Source organism: Colwellia hornerae, from assembly GCF_007954355.1.
Taxonomy (GTDB): Bacteria; Pseudomonadota; Gammaproteobacteria; order Enterobacterales; family Alteromonadaceae; genus Colwellia_A; species Colwellia_A hornerae.
Map to the genome: position 1 here is coordinate 18,245 of NZ_VOLR01000029.1, position 17,027 is coordinate 35,271.

Sequence of the window (17,027 nt, forward strand, 5' to 3'; positions counted from 1 at the left end):
CGTTATAATCCTTATGACTAATTCTAGAACACAAAGATAACAACACTAAACTGAACGTAACCTGAACAGTTTTTTTGCGCTTTGTTAACAAAGCCTGACAATAAATTTAGAAGGTAAGCGTAAAAGCTGCACCAGTAAGTACGGTTGAGTAACTAATGGTTAATTGGCCTTGATAGCTACTGACTAAGTCATTAACAATCGCTAAACCAATACCATGGCCCGCTTGGTAGGTGTCTGCTCTGCCTCCACGCGATAGAATGATCTCGCGTTGAGACGCTGCGATACCCGCGCCATCATCGGCAATTTCAATGGTTAATGTTTTTGCAGAGCTAATAACGCTAATGGCAATCTTATGTTTAGCGGCTTTACAGGCGTTATCGAGAATATTTCCTAAAATCTCCATTAAATCTGCTTCATCACCTTTAAATAGGGCGCTTGTATCAACAGTGACAGCAAATGCTAGATTCTTATCATGATATATTTTAGCTAAGGTGGCTATTAGCTTGTCAACAACCGGCTTAATTTGCACACCTAAATGCCATGAAGACTGCCCGGCGCTTTGTGCTCTTTTAAGTTGATGTTCAATAATGTTATTAATTAATGTTAATTGTTCACTGGCACTTGCTGAAATATCCTGTTGACTTTGAATAACAGCTAGTGGATTTTTAAGGCTATGTGCTAAATCTGATAAGGCATTTCGATAGCGTTTTCGTTGATTCTCTTCTAGCGCCAGTAAGGCATTTAATTGTTGAGTCACTGGTTGTAATTCAAGAGGGTAGTTGGCGTCTAAGGCTTTCTTTTGCCCTTTTTCTATATGCTCAAGCTCTTGAGATAATACGGTTAACGGTTTTAAGGTCCATAACAACCAAACAATTTGTACAAAAACAAAGACGACCATTAATGCTAGTAACCATGCCCATAATGTTTTTTCAAAGTCATTAAGGGCGTTTAATAAGGCTCGTTGGTCTTTTATAAGATGCAGTGTTATCGCAAAGTCTTGACCGTTATCAGAAAAACTAGCACTAAAGCTATAAAGCAGATGACGACTGTCCGCTAGGCTTATCTTTGAAATTAGTGTTTGCCCCACATCAGGCGATGGCAATACCGCCGGTAGAGACAAGGTCAGTAAAGACTGTGATTGCCAAAGCACTTTGCTTTTTACCGCGCTTATTTGCGTTTCTTTTGACCGTTTGGTTATTAAGGCATATAAGCCTGATCGATTGATATTAAATTGATTTTCTAACAAGAGATCCGGCATTAGCAACTGATTATTTTCAACTTCCGCCACGGTAAAAATCGAATAGCTATAGGCTTTTAATTCGTTTTTCATCGCTACATTTAATTGCCGTTCAAAAGCATTAGATAAGGTTAAGCCAATAATAGGCAGCATCACTACCGTCATCACTAACGTACTTAATAATAATCGAATTTTTAAAGAGTTCATTCGCTAGCTATATCCATGCGACCTCATTAATCTAACCGTTTTAATTTATAGCCATGGCCACGCAAGGTTTCGATAAAACCATATTCATTATCTGGGTCGAGCTTTTTTCTTAAACGCCTGATAAATACTTCAATAACATTTGAGTCAAGATCGAAGTCTTGGTCGTAAATATGTTCAGTGAGTGTCGCCTTTGAAGTCACTTCATCAAGGTGAAGCATCATATACTCAAGTAACTTATATTCTGAACTACTTAACTTTATTGCCTTGTTATCGACTTCAACCTGCAAACTTTTAGTATTAAGACTTAATGGGCCATTCTTTATTAACGGACTTGCTTGTCCTGCAGAACGTCTGATCAGTGCATTTAAACGGGCGAGTAATTCTTCGGCTTGAAAAGGTTTAGTTAAATAATCGTCTGCTCCTGCATCTAAACCAGCCACTTTATCCTGCCAACTATCTCTTGCGGTTAACACCAAAATGGGAAAGTCGATATTTTTCTCACGCAGTGTTCTGATCACACTGATACCGTCTAATATAGGTAAACCAACATCTATAATGGCAGCGTCGTATGGATATTCTTGCCCTTGAAATAAACCTGTTTCACCGTCGCTCGCGACGTCAACTAAATAATTAGCCGCAGTTAAATGAGCATACAAATTCTTTTGTAGTAAAAGATCGTCTTCAATAAATAACAAACGCATGATGACTACCCTCCACTGATTTTGCCTGTTTTAGCATCAACATAAACAGAAATGATATGACCATCAGTTTTAAATAACTTAACTTGATAACCCGACTTTTTACTCTCAACTTTTAACACTTTGCCGCCAAACCGACTTTTAACTAACTTTTTTGCATCTTTACTACTTTTCACTTTCAAGTCTTGCTGGCTTTGCTTGTTATTTTTTATCGTACTGCTTAATGGCGCACCTCCTCCTTGAGCGATAGCATCAATAGAGAGCGTAACAATAAAAAGAAAAACTATTGGTAAAACAAATTTCATGGTTATCCCAAAGACAAAGTTAAAAGTGTGGCTAGCTATATTTACCTATAGCTTATTTAAAATCATAAACCTTAGCAACTGAATATCAGCTGAACATTTTTAAAAAAGCGTATATCAAGGTTATCACCTTGAGTTATTTATTTTAACCACTAAAAATCACCAGAGATTTAATCAGCTTGGCTGATAAAGTGTTCAGCTTACATTCATCTTAACTGCGCTTTAATAGCAACACTAAACAAAGCCGGTAGGATATATTATGTTGATAAAGAATAATGCAGCGCAATCAGTTCGCACGAGTACACTTAAAAAAATAATGTTTTTGATGACCTTTAGTATATTGCCTTTAACTCATGTCACTGCCAGCGAGTTAAAGGTTGAACCCTATAGTGTTTCTCAAGGGGCACTTAAAAAGAATATCACTGAACAACAACGAAAAATAATGATTGGGGCTAATAAACTTGCCGAGTTACCCGATCAACTCAGCGGAAAAGCGAATACTCACATTAGAGGAACTACACTTAATAAAACAGAGAGCACAGCACAAGCAAAAAGCAGTATAACCACGCAAAAAGTAAGTAACCACTATGACCAAGACTTCGAAATTTATAGTGCGACCAGTTTTTTGCAAGACGATTATGACAGAGATGGCTATTACCAGACCTTTAGTGTGACTTTTGATGCAGACGTATATAGCTATAGCGAAAATCACCTTGCTGAAGTGTATGCTTTACTCTATCTCAGTAAAAATGGTGGCGCTTGGCAGCACTATTTCACTACAGATAATTTTCTTATAGAAGGCGACACTGATGCCGATGAATATGAAGTAATTTCTACATTTATGTCAGGCTATGACAGTGATCACTACGATGTGTTAATCGATTTATATCAAGTAGGTTATGAGGGTATTGTCGCCAGTTTCAGTGCAGATGACAGTAATGCGTTATACGCACTGCCTTTAGAGAGTGCTGAATATGACCAGGCTTACGTTGAAGTAATCGAAGTAGTAGAAGTCATCGAGGTTAGACAAACTCATGGCGGTAGCCTGTATTGGTTAGTATTGATATTACTCAGCAGTCTACTTGTACGAGTAAAACGCCATTAATTAACCAGAGAAACAAAAAAGCCACAAACAAGTTTGTGGCTTTTTAATATCTACATTTTAGCAAGCTTTTAGCTCATCAAATGGGAGTACTTTAGCTTTTCAAGTCATCAAAAAACTTTTTAACGCCATCAAAGAAACCTGTCTCTTTAGGGCTATGCTTTATAGTACTTTTACCCATTTTCTCATCTAACTGACGCAATAAATCTGCTTGGTCACCAGACAAGTTCACCGGTGTTTCAAGCACAACTTTACACATTAAGTCGCCAATTGAGTGACTACGTACTGATTTAACACCCTTACCACGTAAACGGAACATTTTACCCGTTTGTGTTTCTTTAGGTATTTTCAGTTTAACTTTACCTTCAAGTGTCGGTACTTCTATTTCGCCACCCAATGCTGCTGTGGTAAAGCTAATAGGCACTTCACAATAAAGGTTGTTTTCATCACGGACAAATATTTTATGGTCACGAACATTTGCTTGTACATATAAATCACCGGCAGGTGCACCATGTTCACCAGCTTCACCTTCGCCTGACAAGCGAATTCTGTCACCGGTATCTACACCTGGCGGTATTTTCACTGAAAGTGTTTTAGTTTTTTCAACTCGGCCTTGGCCGCGACATGAGGTACAAGGGCTAGCAATAACCTTACCTTTACCACTACATGTTGGACAAGTCTGTTGAACAGCAAACAAACCTTGACGCATTTGTACCTGACCATGACCATGACAAGTTGTACAAGATTTTGCACTGGTGCCTTTTTTAGCGCCAGAGCCGTCACAAGGCTCACAACTAACAAAAGTGGGTACTTTAATTTCTAAAGTTTTACCCCGTACAGCATCTTCAAGACTTAACTCTAAGTTGTAGCGAAGATCTGAACCTCGTTGTTGACGTTGCTGACGACCACCGCCGCGGCCACCACCAAAAATATCACCAAAAATATCACCAAAATCCTGACCGAAGCCTCCGCCGCCATGTCCACCACCACCATGACCACCTTGTTCAAAGGCAGCATGACCATATTGGTCAAACGCAGCACGCTTTTGGTCGTCATTTAGAATTTCATAAGCTTCTTTAACTTCTTTAAATAGCTCTTCTTTGTCTTTATCACCGGCATTACGGTCAGGATGAAGCTTCATCGCTAAACGTTTGTAGGCTTTTTTGATATCACGCTCAGACGCATCTTTTGATACTTCTAGCACTTCATAATAATCGCGTTTTGACATAGTGGCTTCTTTTAACTGGTGTTTAAAATTTTTAGATATTAATTTAGTAAAATGACATTATAAATAGTTAGCTATTTTCAATGGCATTTTATAACGATTTTTAACGTAAGAAGCGCTGGTGTTTAAACCAGCGCTTTTATTTATTTCGTTAATTACAGACTATTTGTCTTCTTTAACTTCTTCAAACTCAGCGTCAACAACATCGTCATCAGCTGGCGCAGCGCCGTCTGATTCAGCAGCGCCTTCTTGAGCGCCTGCTTTCGCTTGAGCAATTTCCATTAACTTAGCTGATGCTTCGATAACGGCTTGAGATTTAGCTTCAATCGCTTCTTTATCGTCGCCTTTAATCTCAGTTTCAAGTTCGGTTAATGCTGTTTCAATTTTTTCTTTATCTTCGCTTGGTAAGTCATCGCCCGCTTCTACAATTTGCTTGCGAGTGGTATGAACTAGACCGTCAGCTTGGTTACGTGCTTTCACTAATTCTTCGAACTTAGCATCTTCATCAGCGTTAGCTTCTGCGTCACGTACCATTTGTTCTACTTCTTCATCAGATAAACCCGAAGAGGCTTTAATGGTGATTTTCTGTTCTTTACCTGTGTTCTTATCTTTAGCTGTTACGTGTAAAATACCATCAGCATCAATATCGAAAGTTACTTCAATCTGTGGTGTTCCACGTGGTGCTGCATCGATACCTTCAAGGTTAAATTGACCTAAAGATTTGTTTGCAGACGCTTGCTTACGCTCACCTTGAACAACATGAACCGTTACCGCAGCTTGATTATCGTCAGCTGTAGAAAAAGTTTGTGACTGTTTAGTTGGGATAGTGGTGTTTTTATCGATAACTTTCGTCATCACGCCGCCCATTGTTTCGATACCTAATGATAATGGCGTAACGTCTAATAAAAGTACGTCAGTTACATCACCAGAAAGAACACCTGCCTGTATTGCTGCACCAGCGGCAACGGCTTCATCAGGGTTAACATCTTTACGAGGTTCTTTACCGAAAAATTCTGTTACTGCTTTTTGTACCATTGGCATGCGTGACTGACCGCCCACTAAGATAACATCGTTGATGTCACTTACTGATAAGTCTGCATCTTTAAGCGCTTGTGCTAACGGTATTAACGTTGCTTTAACCATGTCTTCAACTAAAGACTCTAATTTAGCACGCGTTACTTTAATGTTCATATGCTTAGGGCCGCTGCCGTCAGCTGTGATGTAAGGTAAGTTAACATCTGTTTGTTGTGCTGAAGAAAGCTCACATTTTGCTTTTTCTGCTGCTTCTTTCAAACGCTGCATTGCAAGAGGATCAGTCGTTAAATCCATACCTTGGTCTTTCTTAAATTCAGCGACAAGATAGTTGATTAAACGGTTATCAAAATCTTCACCACCTAAGTGAGTATCACCGTTAGTCGCTAATACTTCAAACGTGTGCTCGCCTTCAACTTCATCAATTTCAATAATTGAGATATCAAAAGTACCACCACCTAAGTCGTAAACAGCAATAACTTTATCGCCCTCTTGCTTGTCCATGCCGTAAGCAAGAGCAGCAGCAGTTGGCTCATTGATAATACGTTTAACTTCAAGACCAGCAATACGACCCGCATCTTTAGTTGCTTGACGTTGTGAATCGTTAAAGTAAGCAGGCACTGTGATCACTGCTTCTGTTACTGCTTCACCTAAAAAGTCTTCCGCAGTTTTTTTCATTTTCTTTAAAACTTCAGCTGAAACTTGTGGTGGCGCAACGTTCTTATCACGTGTGGTAACCCAAGCATCACCATTGTCAGCTTTAACAATACCAAATGGCATGATTTTAAGATCACGCTGAACTTCTTCGTCTTCAAAGCGACGACCAATTAAACGCTTAATGGCGTATAATGTATTTTTTGGGTTTGTAACAGATTGGCGTTTAGCAGGTTGACCTACTAACGTTTCGCCATCTTCTGTGTATGCAATAATTGAAGGAGTTGTACGATCGCCTTCTGCATTTTCAATTACACGTGCTTTGCCGCCATCTAGTACAGCAACACAAGAGTTTGTTGTCCCTAGGTCAATACCGATTATTTTGCCCATCTTGAGGATCTCCGAATACTAATTAAAATAAAGCTTATTAAAGTAAGATTTTTTAATAAACCTGTTGATGAAACAAATAGTGGGGGCAGTAAAATCCTTTTCAACTAATTTTCAACAAAAAAAGTAAATTTATTTCATTATTTAGCTATTTGTGAAGATTTTTTTGTTGTTTCTCACCGATAGCGATAAAACGCCTTAATAAAATTTATTTGCCCGCTAAAAACAAAAAAGCGGTAAGAAGTTTTATAGAAACTTCTTACCGCTTTTTTTAATGATATTTGTTATGCGCTGGTATCAACTACCGGAGCAGATTTAGAAACCATTACCATCGCTGGACGAATTAAGCGGCCATTGAGTTCATAACCTTTTTGCATCACAGCAATAACGGTATTTGGCGCAACGCCTGGAACTTCTTGCATAGACATCGCTTGATGCAATTCAGGATTAAAAGGTTGGTCTTGTGGATCAACACCTTTAACACCAAATTTTTCTAATGAAGCAATTAAACCTTGTAGGGTTAATTCAAGACCTTCAATAATGCCGGTATTGCTTTCATCTTCTTTATCAACATTCTGTAGAGCACGTTCTAAATTGTCTACTGACACTAACATTTCAGCGGCAAATTTTTCTAAAGCAAATTTACGTGCTTTATCGACATCCTGTGCGCTACGGCGACGAATATTATCAACTTCTGCTTTAGCACGAACCACAGAATCTTTTTGATCTGCTATAGTGGTTTGCGCGGAAGAAAGACTTAACTCAAGTTCGTTAATTTTTTCTTGCTCGGCGCTAATTACTTCATGGGCATGAACATGTTGAACTTCGACTTGCTCTTCAGCTTGATCGATAATTTCTTGCGCCATAATTTCTTCGGGTGTTAAAGCTTCTGTTGATGCTTCAGCTGTATTTTTGTTTTCTGTTGACTCATTAGTCATGAAAGCTCCAAAATTAACTAATAATATATTTAACAATATAAAGGTTATATAAATCTGATAACGGTAATTATGGGGACTTCTTGCGATGATTCAAGCTTAAATACCAATTTAATTAAGTTTGTTGCCACGCAGAGCTTGTTAGCGTTTTGACAACAAATATAATTTTTTTTCTACAGTCATTTTATATTAACGCAATTATCTGTGGTTATCGAATCGCTGATAAACGCCGAAAGAGTTAGTTTCAAAGACTTGCAGCCTAGGTTATTCATTTCAACAATGCAATAGCCATTCTCTTCAATTGATGCCTTGCCCCTAAGACTTTTAAATCTCGCTGAGTGGAAAAATTTAATAAAAGGCTATGAAGTAAATGATTTATAAAAAGTCAACTTTACAAGCCACGAAAATACAGCGAAACTATTATTAACCCTAAGATACAAACAACTTACTGCGTAGACATGAGCAAAATTTATAACACCATAGGTTTAATAGGCAAACCAAACCACGAAGGAGCCAGCGCAACAATAACAGCGCTCTATCAATTTCTTACCGAGCAAGGCTATCAGGTATTAATTGAAAGCTCGGTTGCCCCTTCAATCGATATCGATAAACTAACAATTAGCACCTTAGTAGAAATTGGTGAACAAGCCGATCTTGCTATTGTCGTTGGCGGTGATGGTTACATGTTAGGTGCCGCTCGCGTTTTAGCCTGTTACGACATTGGTGTCATTGGTGTCAACAGAGGGAATCTAGGCTTTCTTACTGATTTATCGCCAGATGAATTAATAGAACCACTTGAGAAAATTTTGCGAGGCGAGTCGCGCGCTGAACAACGTTTTATTATTGAAGCAGAAGTTTATCGCCATGGAAAATTAAAAAGCTCGAACAGTGCAGTCAATGAAGCAGTGCTACACGCTGGAAAAGTAGCCAGTATGATTGAATTTGAAGTTTACATTGATGGCAGCTTTATGTTCAGCCAACGCTCTGATGGTTTAATCGTGTCAACACCTACTGGCTCAACAGCCTATTCAATGTCTGCCGGCGGCCCCATTTTGACACCCAATTTAAATGCCTTATCTTTAGTGCCAATGTTTCCACACACCTTAACCAGTAGACCTATAGTCGTCGACGGCAATAGTGAAATAAAATTACTACTCGCCAATGAAAATTATGAAAACTTACAAATAAGTTGTGATGGCCATGTCATTTTAGCGGTATTACCCGGCGATGAAGTTATCATCAGAAAAAGTGAATATACGTTGCGATTAGTCCATCCATTAGACCATGACTATTTTAATGTGCTGCGTAGTAAATTAAGTTGGGGCAATAAGCTTTATTAATTTTTAATAAATTCAAGCTGTTGAATTTTTATTCGATTAACACTTGCACAAAACCATTTTACTGTATAAATTAACAGTTATATATTTATACAGTGAATTGGCTTCCCATGCTTTTACATCTTAACATTCAAAACTTCGCCATTGTGCGCTCCCTAGATATAGATTGGCGCAAAGGTATGACAACCATCACCGGAGAAACTGGTGCGGGTAAATCGATAGCTATTGATGCTTTAGGCTTATGTTTAGGTGACAGAGCGTTAACGAATGTTGTAAGACCCAACACTAAAAAAGCAGAGTTAGCCGCGACCTTTGATATAAATAAAAATATTTCTGCACAAAAATGGCTGAAAAACAATGGCCTATCTTTAACAGACGAACACGATGCTGAGCTAGATTGTGAGTGTATTTTACGCCGAGTGATATCAGCTGAAGGACGTTCAAAAGCCTACATTAACGGTAGCCAAGTTCCGCTTGCCCAACTTAAAGACATAGCACAATTTTTAATAAGTATTCATGGCCAACACGATCACCAACTCATTGTTAAGCCGGCTCAACAGCGTAAAATACTTGATGAATATGCCGATCATCAACACTTATTAGACGACGTTCAATATTACTATCAGCAATGGCGAAATCTCAAAACAGAATTAAAAAAATTACAAGAAAGCAAAGAACAACGCGAAGCTAAATCGCAGTTATTACAATATCAAGTTACTGAGTTAGACGAATTCTCACTTCAAACCGGTGAGTTTCAAATTCTAGAGAGTGATTACAAACGTCATAGTAACGGTCAGTCGTTATTAACGGGCACCTTAAAGGCTTTACAAGTTTTATCTGAAAACGAAAATCATAATATTTCAGACAGCCTGAGAAATAACTGCGAACAATTGAATGATTTAGTTCACATGGATCCTAATTTAGCAAACATTGCTAACACCTTAAGCGAAGCACTTATTCTTGTTGAAGATGCCAATGATGAACTAAAGCATTACTACGATAAACTTGAGCTCGACCCAGAAGCTTATCAAATGATTGAAGACCGCTACTCGCTCGCTATTCAACTTGCTAAAAAACACCAAGTGGCACCCGAGCACTTGCCAACGTTACACTTAGAGATAAAGCAAGCCTTACATCTAATCAATTCAGACGGTTCAAGACTAGACACAGCATACGTAGATATTGAAAAAGCTAAAACACATTATCAACAATCTGCTCAGACGTTATCAACTTCAAGAATAAAGTCGGCTAAAAAACTCAGTAAGAAAATATCGCTGAGTATGAAAGAGCTCAATATGAACAATGGCATTTTTGACGTGTCGGTACAGCAAGTTGACGTTGAAGCTTTATCACCATTTGGCCTTGATGAAATAAATTTTCTTATTAGCCTTAACCCAGGGCAAAAATTAGAAGCAATGAACAAAGTTGCCTCTGGCGGCGAATTATCACGTATTAGTTTAGCCATGCAGGTTATTTTGGCTGACAAGGTGATCACACCGACCTTAATATTTGATGAAGTTGATGTGGGTATTAGTGGCCCAACAGCCGCAATGGTCGGTAGCAAGCTACAAGAATTAGCACAAAACACCCAAGTTATCTGCGTAACACATTTACCACAGGTTGCTTGCAAGGGACATCAACAGTTATTTGTCAGTAAATTAACCGATGGCGAATTTACAGAAACAAAAGTAACGGAACTAAGTGCTAATGGCAGAGTCCAAGAAATTGCTCGCTTATTAGCGGGAAATAAAATAACAGATAACAGCTTGGCTAATGCTCAAGAGTTACTTGCCGGTTAATAAATTAATTTTAGCGTTAAGTAAATAAACTGAGTTAAGGTACAAAGGTGCAAAATAAATTAAAAATAGTTTTGTATCTGTCAGCGGCCTTAGTTATCATCCCCACTTGAACTTATTAGGATAAATGAAAAAACATGTTATTTCGCATTTTAGCCATTACTATTGCCCTATCTCTTTCTGCCTGCTCAAGCTGGGTCTATCGTTTTGACATTCCTCAGGGAAACTTTTTAGAACAAAAAGATATCGACAAGCTTCAAATTGGCATGACTAAAGAACAAGTAAAGTTTGTACTTGGTAGCCCTGTTGTTAACGATGCATTTGGCAATGATACATTGCACTATGTTTACTTATTAAAATCAGGTCGAAGTGAAGAGTTTAACGTTAAGAAAAAATTTATCCTCTATTTTGATAATGAAGTATTAGCCAGCGCAGAAGGTGACTTTGTCTTAGCTGACAACTTTTACGTTCCTATGGTTAACTAGTTCCAGTCATATCACGAATAGTTACCCATATCGTTATACATTACCATTCATAGCATTTTGAACATAAAAAACGGCCTTAATAGCCGTTTTTTTTACTTTAAATATAGCGATGATTTTTTTAGCTGGCCTTATTTCGACGCGGATCGACACGACCACCGGTTACTTTATCGGCACGCCCTTCATCTTTTGCTTTTTCAGCTCGGCGCTTTCTCACCTCTTTAGGGTCAGCAATTAAAGGTCGATATATTTCAATACGATCTAAATCTCGTAAAGTATCCGTTAACTTAGCCGCTCGATTCCAAATACCGACATTATTTATAGTTAAGTCTATTTCTTCAAAAACAGATAAAATGCCTGAGGCAATAATACCTTGTTCTAACAAAGTCCCCTCATCGACTAAAAGCGTTAATAGCTCTTGTCTATCGGGTAGTCCATACACAACTTCTATTTGTATTTTACGTTGAGCAAGTTCTTGCTCTGTCTCTATGCTATCAACCATTAGAATGATAAACCTCTTTAGCTCTTTGTGTAAAAGCTTGCACCATATTATTTGTTAAACTTGTAAAAACACGGCCAAATGCCAAATCGAAAACTTTACTCGAAAACTCATACTCTAAATGCAAACTAATCTTACAAGCTTCTTCAGATAGTTCAGTAAGTTGCCAGTAACCCGTTAACTTTTTAAAGGGACCATCAACTAAATCGAGTTGTACTTTATTATCACCAATCAAGGTATTCTTGGTGGTAAACCATTTTTTTAGCACCCCCTTCGAAACCATCAAAGCAGCAGTAACTTCATTACCTTGCTGAGAGATTATCTTACTGTCACCACAATTTGGGATAAATTGGGGATAAGCAACAATATCATTAATTAATTGATACATTTGGTCAACGCTATACATCACTAAAGCGCTACGACTAATTACGGGCATTTATTTTCCTCGACTTTAAAGGGTAATGATAACAAAGCCGTGAGCAAAAGGCATTAAACAGAAAAATTGAAATTAATCATTCAAATATCAATAATTCTCCGTATAATGTTTGCGATTGCTATTTTTGATGGCAAACAAAATGGAAATATAATGGCACAGAAAAAAAAATCAAACAGCAATACTATTGCGTTAAACAAAAAAGCTCGTCATAACTATTCTTTAACTGATAAGTTTGAAGGTGGGATGAGCCTGCAGGGTTGGGAAATTAAAAGTATCCGTAGCGGAAAAGTTAATATTTCTGATTGTTACGTACACGTAAAAAACGGTGAAGCTTATTTACTGGGCGCTGAAATAATGCCGCTCAATGCTGCTTCTAGTCACGTAGTATGCGAACCTAATCGTGACCGCAAGTTACTGTTGAATCGACGCGAATTAGAGAAAATAACCGCGGCTGTAGAGCGAGATGGTTATTCATTAATTGCCACGGCGATGTATTGGAAAGCAAATTGGGTCAAACTCGAATTTTATTTGGGTAAAGGTAAAAAAGACCATGATAAGCGTTCTGATATTAAAGACAGAGAATGGGCTGTTGATAAAGGCCGATTAATGAAAAATAAGAATTTAGATCGATAACAAGTTAACAATTAACACGTTGTTTATTTAAAAAAAGCGCTGTACAATGCGCTTTATAGACTGAGTAAGTTTATAATTAAGATGTTAAAACTTTGGGGCGGATCTAGGATTCGACAAGATTCATGAAACCCGAGGTGCATGCCCAGGGGCGGTTTGCCTGGTAAAAAGCCGCAAAACTATAATTGCAAACGACGATACGTTCGCACTAGCCGCTTAGGCTAGCCATCGCCTCAAAAATTCTCCTATTGTTTAGAGGATCGATGGTCACCCCAAATAGGATAGCGAGGGAAGCACGCTTAAGGCTGAACCGCGAAATAGTATTAAGCTCACCATGACGAAGCCTGTCGGTTGGCGTCTAATTGGTTAAACAAATAATCGACTAAGCATGTAGTACCAAGGATGTAGGCTTTTTGGACGGGGGTTCGATTCCCCCCCGCTCCACCAAATAAAGACCTTTTTAATCCATTAGTTATACCTAGTAACTTTTAGATTTGGCGATAAACAAACCACCGTTTATGATAAAAAACCGCTTAATTGCGGTTTTTTTATGTCTAAAATCATCTCCCACCTTAACTTTGAGTGTTGAAATCAATGAACTAGGATCATAGACTTTATTATCGGTCATTACTTTTAGATGTTGATAACCAGACGTTCTCATTGAGATTAATGAAGAATATCAATAACCGTGATTCTATAAATGATCTTACTCAGAACATCTAAAAACAAACAGCTAACCATATAAAAAGCAGCCCTTATTTGAGCTGGTTTTTATATATTAAAGCGCTTATAGAGTCTCTTTGGCTTTGTTCGCCGCCCAGACACCAGGTTCTGTTTTGCCTTGTATTTCGACATCATCAAGTAAAAAGGTCGGCTTACCGTTTTCTTTGAGTTTTTCGCGAAAGTCTTTAGTTAAATTCAATACGGTTGGGGTCAGTAAAATAATAGCGTAGATATTTACCAGCGTCATTAACCCTAATGCCATATCGGCTAATCCCCAAACTTCTTTCAACGAAGCCGTTGCCCCCCAAAATACCATAAATAGATAAATGCTAGTGTAAAAGAGTCGCCCTACTTTGTTGTCTAGTTTGAATAAGTGTAAATTACTCTCTGCATAAGCATAATTCGCAACCACCGAGGTGAAAGCAAATAAGGTAATAGCGGCGGCAACAAAATAGTTTCCACCACTACCAAAATGACTTGTCATCGCATCTTGTGTCATTCGAATACCTTCCATTTCGCCACTGATATTAATATCTGACAACAAAATAACTACTGCTGTGCAACTACAAAGCACCATGGTATCTAAGAAAACCCCTAGCATTTGTACATACCCCTGAGCAACAGGGTGATTAGGAACAGGTGAAGCGCCAGCGGCTGCATGTGGCACACTACCTGCTCCGGCTTCATTTGAATATAAGCCTCGTTGAATGCCATTCTTAATTGCCGCACCTAAAGCGCCGGCACCCGCCTCATTTAAGCCAAAAGCTGAGTAAAATATATCAACAAACATTGAAGGTAAGAGTTGAATATTCATTAAGGTAATAACGACTGCTGTCCCGACAAAGGCTAATCCCATAAAAGGAACAATAAGTTCGGCAAATCGGGCAATACTGCGCATGCCACCTACAACTATACTGCCGGCGAGTACCGCAATAACTACGCCTGAATATTCACGAGGGATGGTAAAAGTATTGTTTAATGCATCTGCGATGGTGTTGGCTTGCATTGCACTAAAAGTAAGACCATAGCCTAAAAAAAGACAAAGCGAAAAAAGAATAGCAAGCCAAGGTTTATTCAGTCCTGCCCGAATATAATAAGCTGGGCCACCCCGGAATTCTTTATGTTCATCTCGCACTTTATATAGCTGGCCAAGAACACTTTCAGCAAAGCCGGTCGCCATACCCAATAATGCAATGACCCACATCCAAAATACCGCGCCACTACCACCCAGCGAAATAGCCATGGCAACACCCGCTAAATTACCTGTACCAACTCGCGCCGAAAGCCCAGTACACAAGGCTTGAAAAGAACTAATACCTGACTTATCAGATTGCGTACTGCCTTTCATCACCGTAAACATATATTTGAATTGCAGTATTTGTATCCAGCGAAGTTTGAACGAAAACCAAAATCCGGCAAAAAGTAACAAGTAAATTAATATTTGACCTTGGCCCCAAAGGATATTATTGATAGCGCTTACAATCTCATTAACCATTTACTTTCCTTGTTTACTCTTTAATTTTCAGTATAGTACGATACTTTTTTAAATTATATGCTTAATTTTTTGACTGATGCGCTAATCAATGAATTACCTTTTTGACAAGTGAACCCCTGCCAACATACAACGTACTGAGCCGCCAGCCATTTCAATGGCTGAGACATTCAGCGGAACTAATTTTACCGTTTCTTCTAGCAAGGTTATTTGCTCAGGGGTTAATGCGTTATAGGCCGTTAACGAAAGCGCAAGTATTCGCCCTGAAGCCCCTTGTAACTCGAGAGCATTGCCGCAAAATTGACTAATTTGCTGCTCGGTTAAATAAATAATCTTTTTGCCTGCATTTTCAAAACGCTTAATAATTTCATCTCGGCGTTTAGGGTTTGTCATCATTTCAAAGCCTGCCATGACAAAGTCACTACCAATACACATTAAGACATTGGTATGGTAAACACGAATGCCCTTTTTGTCCTTGGCATCAAAAACCATAGGCTCAAAATTAAAGTGAGAGCAAAAACGTTCAAGGACATGTGAATCTGTTCTTTTTGAACTGGCAGCATAAGCAATGCGTTCAATATGGTCTAGCACCATAGCGCCAGTACCCTCTAAGTAAATATCATCATATTCCAAGCCAGAGTAATCAAAAACGACTTGTACACGATACTGCTGTTTAAGCATGGCGATAATATCGGTACGGCGTTCCTTGCGACGATTTTTTGCATACATAGGGTAAATAGCGATTTGGCCACCACTATGTGTTGAAAACCAATTGTTAGGAAACACTGAATCAGGTGTTTCAAGCCCCTCATCTTCAAAAATATGTACAACGACCCCTTCCGCAGCAAGTGTGCTTGCTGCGCTAGTTACTTGGTTAAAAGCGAGGGCTTTAATCTGCTCTTTGTTTACTGGCTCTGTTGACTGAAAGCTGTTGTCTTTTTTTGTTTGTTCGTTCGGACAAAAATGATGTGGGCGGATCATCACGACCGCATTTGGCGCTTGTGGAAATAATGGCATAATTTCTCTCTGCTGCTCTGTATTTTTTAAGCTTTATTGTAATAACGATTAGTCTCTTGGCTAATAAAGCAGAACGCTATACAAAGCGGTTATTTAACTGAACCCTATGTTATCTGCTGAAGGTGTAAATCAAAATGGCAATATGTTGCAATTATTGAGTAAATATTTATCATATTGTTTAGTTTTATTGTCAAAATGATAATTTGGAGCCGAGTATGACCTATGACAAGAACCTGAAGAAGCGGGTATTTCTTTACGATGCTATTGATAAAGAGCTCATCGCTATTTTACGCCTGGATGCTAGAGCCTCTATTTCTAAGCTGGCAAAATTACTCCAGGTCTCGCGTGGCACAGTACAAAATAGAATGGACAGACTGATAAATTCTGGCGCTATTTTGGGATTTACGATTCGGGCTCATGATGAGTTAGAAACCGAAGTCGTTAAAGCAATCATGATGATAGAAGTTGTCGGCAGATCAACCACACAAGTAATTAATAAACTGCGTGGTATTGCCCAGCTTGATAAGATTCACACAACTAACGGTACTTGGGATTTAGTGGCCGAGGTTAAAACATCAAATTTACTGGAGTTTGACCACGTGCTACGTGATGTTAGAACGATAGAAGGTGTCCTTAACAGTGAGACCAGCATTCTTTTAAGCTCTGTTTAACCATTTTTAACACATCTCAGTTATATACCGGTAAGACCACCCAAACGCCCTCTTTGCTAAAGCTGATGGCTTTAATTGGTGCTTATAAGATAACTTTCGCTTTTATCTCTGATAAAACACAATCTAGCGTTAATAACGATAGTATTTTTCAAGCAGTTTATAGAT

General features: G+C 38.5%; 16 protein-coding genes and 1 other RNA gene. 7 read left to right on the forward strand and 10 right to left on the reverse strand.

Features of this window, described 5'->3' with window-relative positions:
* Positions 1-106 precede the first annotated feature (106 nt).
* From ESZ26_RS16525 to ESZ26_RS16535, 3 genes are read right to left on the reverse strand one after another with little or no spacing between them, the layout of a single operon-like run.
* On the reverse strand, positions 107-1,444 hold the full coding sequence (locus tag ESZ26_RS16525; RefSeq protein ID WP_146800554.1) for an ATP-binding protein: 1,338 nt from the start codon (positions 1,442-1,444) through the stop codon (positions 107-109).
* Positions 1,445-1,470: 26 nt separating this feature from the next.
* A complete protein-coding gene (locus tag ESZ26_RS16530) occupies positions 1,471-2,145 on the reverse strand; it encodes a response regulator transcription factor (protein WP_146800555.1) in 675 nt (224 codons plus the stop codon).
* Between the two features lie 5 nt (positions 2,146-2,150).
* Positions 2,151-2,447 carry a PepSY domain-containing protein gene (locus ESZ26_RS16535; protein ID WP_146800556.1) on the reverse strand — a complete coding sequence of 99 codons (297 nt, stop codon included), beginning with the start codon at positions 2,445-2,447 and terminating at the stop codon, positions 2,151-2,153.
* A gap of 256 nt (positions 2,448-2,703) precedes the next feature.
* On the opposite strand from ESZ26_RS16535, the gene ESZ26_RS16540 reads away from it, so the two are divergent.
* Entirely contained in the window at positions 2,704-3,549 is an 846-nt protein-coding gene (locus ESZ26_RS16540) for a choice-of-anchor H family protein (RefSeq protein WP_146800557.1), read from the forward strand.
* Positions 3,550-3,640: 91 nt separating this feature from the next.
* On the opposite strand, the gene dnaJ is transcribed toward ESZ26_RS16540, so the two are convergent.
* From dnaJ to grpE, 3 genes are all read right to left on the reverse strand, one after another.
* Complete coding sequence (gene dnaJ / locus ESZ26_RS16545) at positions 3,641-4,774, reverse strand: molecular chaperone DnaJ (RefSeq protein WP_146800558.1); 1,134 nt, start codon at positions 4,772-4,774, stop codon at positions 3,641-3,643.
* A 159-nt stretch (positions 4,775-4,933) separates the two neighbouring features.
* Positions 4,934-6,847, reverse strand: coding sequence for a molecular chaperone DnaK (dnaK, locus tag ESZ26_RS16550; RefSeq protein ID WP_146800559.1), 1,914 nt, complete (start codon positions 6,845-6,847; stop codon positions 4,934-4,936).
* A 281-nt stretch (positions 6,848-7,128) separates the two neighbouring features.
* Complete coding sequence (gene grpE / locus ESZ26_RS16555) at positions 7,129-7,782, reverse strand: nucleotide exchange factor GrpE (protein WP_146800560.1); 654 nt, start codon at positions 7,780-7,782, stop codon at positions 7,129-7,131.
* A gap of 455 nt (positions 7,783-8,237) precedes the next feature.
* On the opposite strand from grpE, the gene nadK reads away from it, so the two are divergent.
* The 3 genes from nadK (at position 8,238) to ESZ26_RS16570 (ending at position 11,397) form a co-directional block, all read left to right on the forward strand.
* The gene (gene nadK / locus ESZ26_RS16560) at positions 8,238-9,119 is read left to right on the forward strand and encodes an NAD(+) kinase (RefSeq protein ID WP_146800561.1); all 882 of its coding nucleotides are present in this window, start codon (positions 8,238-8,240) and stop codon (positions 9,117-9,119) included.
* Positions 9,120-9,226: 107 nt separating this feature from the next.
* Positions 9,227-10,915, forward strand: a complete 1,689-nt coding sequence (gene recN, locus ESZ26_RS16565) for a DNA repair protein RecN (protein ID WP_146800562.1) — start codon at positions 9,227-9,229, stop codon at positions 10,913-10,915.
* A 134-nt stretch (positions 10,916-11,049) separates the two neighbouring features.
* Positions 11,050-11,397: an outer membrane protein assembly factor BamE gene (locus ESZ26_RS16570; RefSeq protein WP_146800563.1), complete on the forward strand. Its 348-nt coding sequence runs from the start codon at positions 11,050-11,052 to the stop codon at positions 11,395-11,397.
* Positions 11,398-11,515: 118 nt separating this feature from the next.
* On the opposite strand, the gene ESZ26_RS16575 is transcribed toward ESZ26_RS16570, so the two are convergent.
* Both ESZ26_RS16575 and ESZ26_RS16580 read right to left on the reverse strand, forming a co-directional pair.
* Positions 11,516-11,896, reverse strand: coding sequence for an RnfH family protein (locus ESZ26_RS16575; RefSeq protein WP_146800564.1), 381 nt, complete (start codon positions 11,894-11,896; stop codon positions 11,516-11,518).
* On the reverse strand, positions 11,889-12,329 hold the full coding sequence (locus ESZ26_RS16580; protein ID WP_146800565.1) for an SRPBCC family protein: 441 nt from the start codon (positions 12,327-12,329) through the stop codon (positions 11,889-11,891). Before ESZ26_RS16580 ends, ESZ26_RS16575 begins: the two co-directional genes overlap by 8 nt.
* A gap of 150 nt (positions 12,330-12,479) precedes the next feature.
* On the opposite strand from ESZ26_RS16580, the gene smpB reads away from it, so the two are divergent.
* Both smpB and ssrA read left to right on the forward strand, forming a co-directional pair.
* Complete coding sequence (gene smpB / locus ESZ26_RS16585; RefSeq protein ID WP_070377008.1) at positions 12,480-12,962, forward strand: SsrA-binding protein SmpB; 483 nt, start codon at positions 12,480-12,482, stop codon at positions 12,960-12,962.
* Between the two features lie 94 nt (positions 12,963-13,056).
* Positions 13,057-13,406: a transfer-messenger RNA gene (gene ssrA, locus ESZ26_RS16590) on the forward strand.
* A gap of 340 nt (positions 13,407-13,746) precedes the next feature.
* On the opposite strand, the gene ESZ26_RS16595 is transcribed toward ssrA, so the two are convergent.
* Positions 13,747-15,177 (reverse strand): alanine/glycine:cation symporter family protein, encoded by a 1,431-nt coding sequence (locus ESZ26_RS16595; protein WP_146800566.1) that lies wholly within the window; start codon positions 15,175-15,177, stop codon positions 13,747-13,749.
* 93 nt (positions 15,178-15,270) lie between these two features.
* Entirely contained in the window at positions 15,271-16,191 is a 921-nt protein-coding gene (ctlX, locus tag ESZ26_RS16600; protein WP_146800567.1) for a citrulline utilization hydrolase CtlX, read from the reverse strand.
* 215 nt (positions 16,192-16,406) lie between these two features.
* Here ctlX and ESZ26_RS16605 point away from each other — a divergent pair, with 215 nt between their 5' ends.
* Positions 16,407-16,862, forward strand: coding sequence for an Lrp/AsnC family transcriptional regulator (locus tag ESZ26_RS16605; protein WP_146800568.1), 456 nt, complete (start codon positions 16,407-16,409; stop codon positions 16,860-16,862).
* The last annotated feature ends 165 nt before the right edge of the window (positions 16,863-17,027 follow it).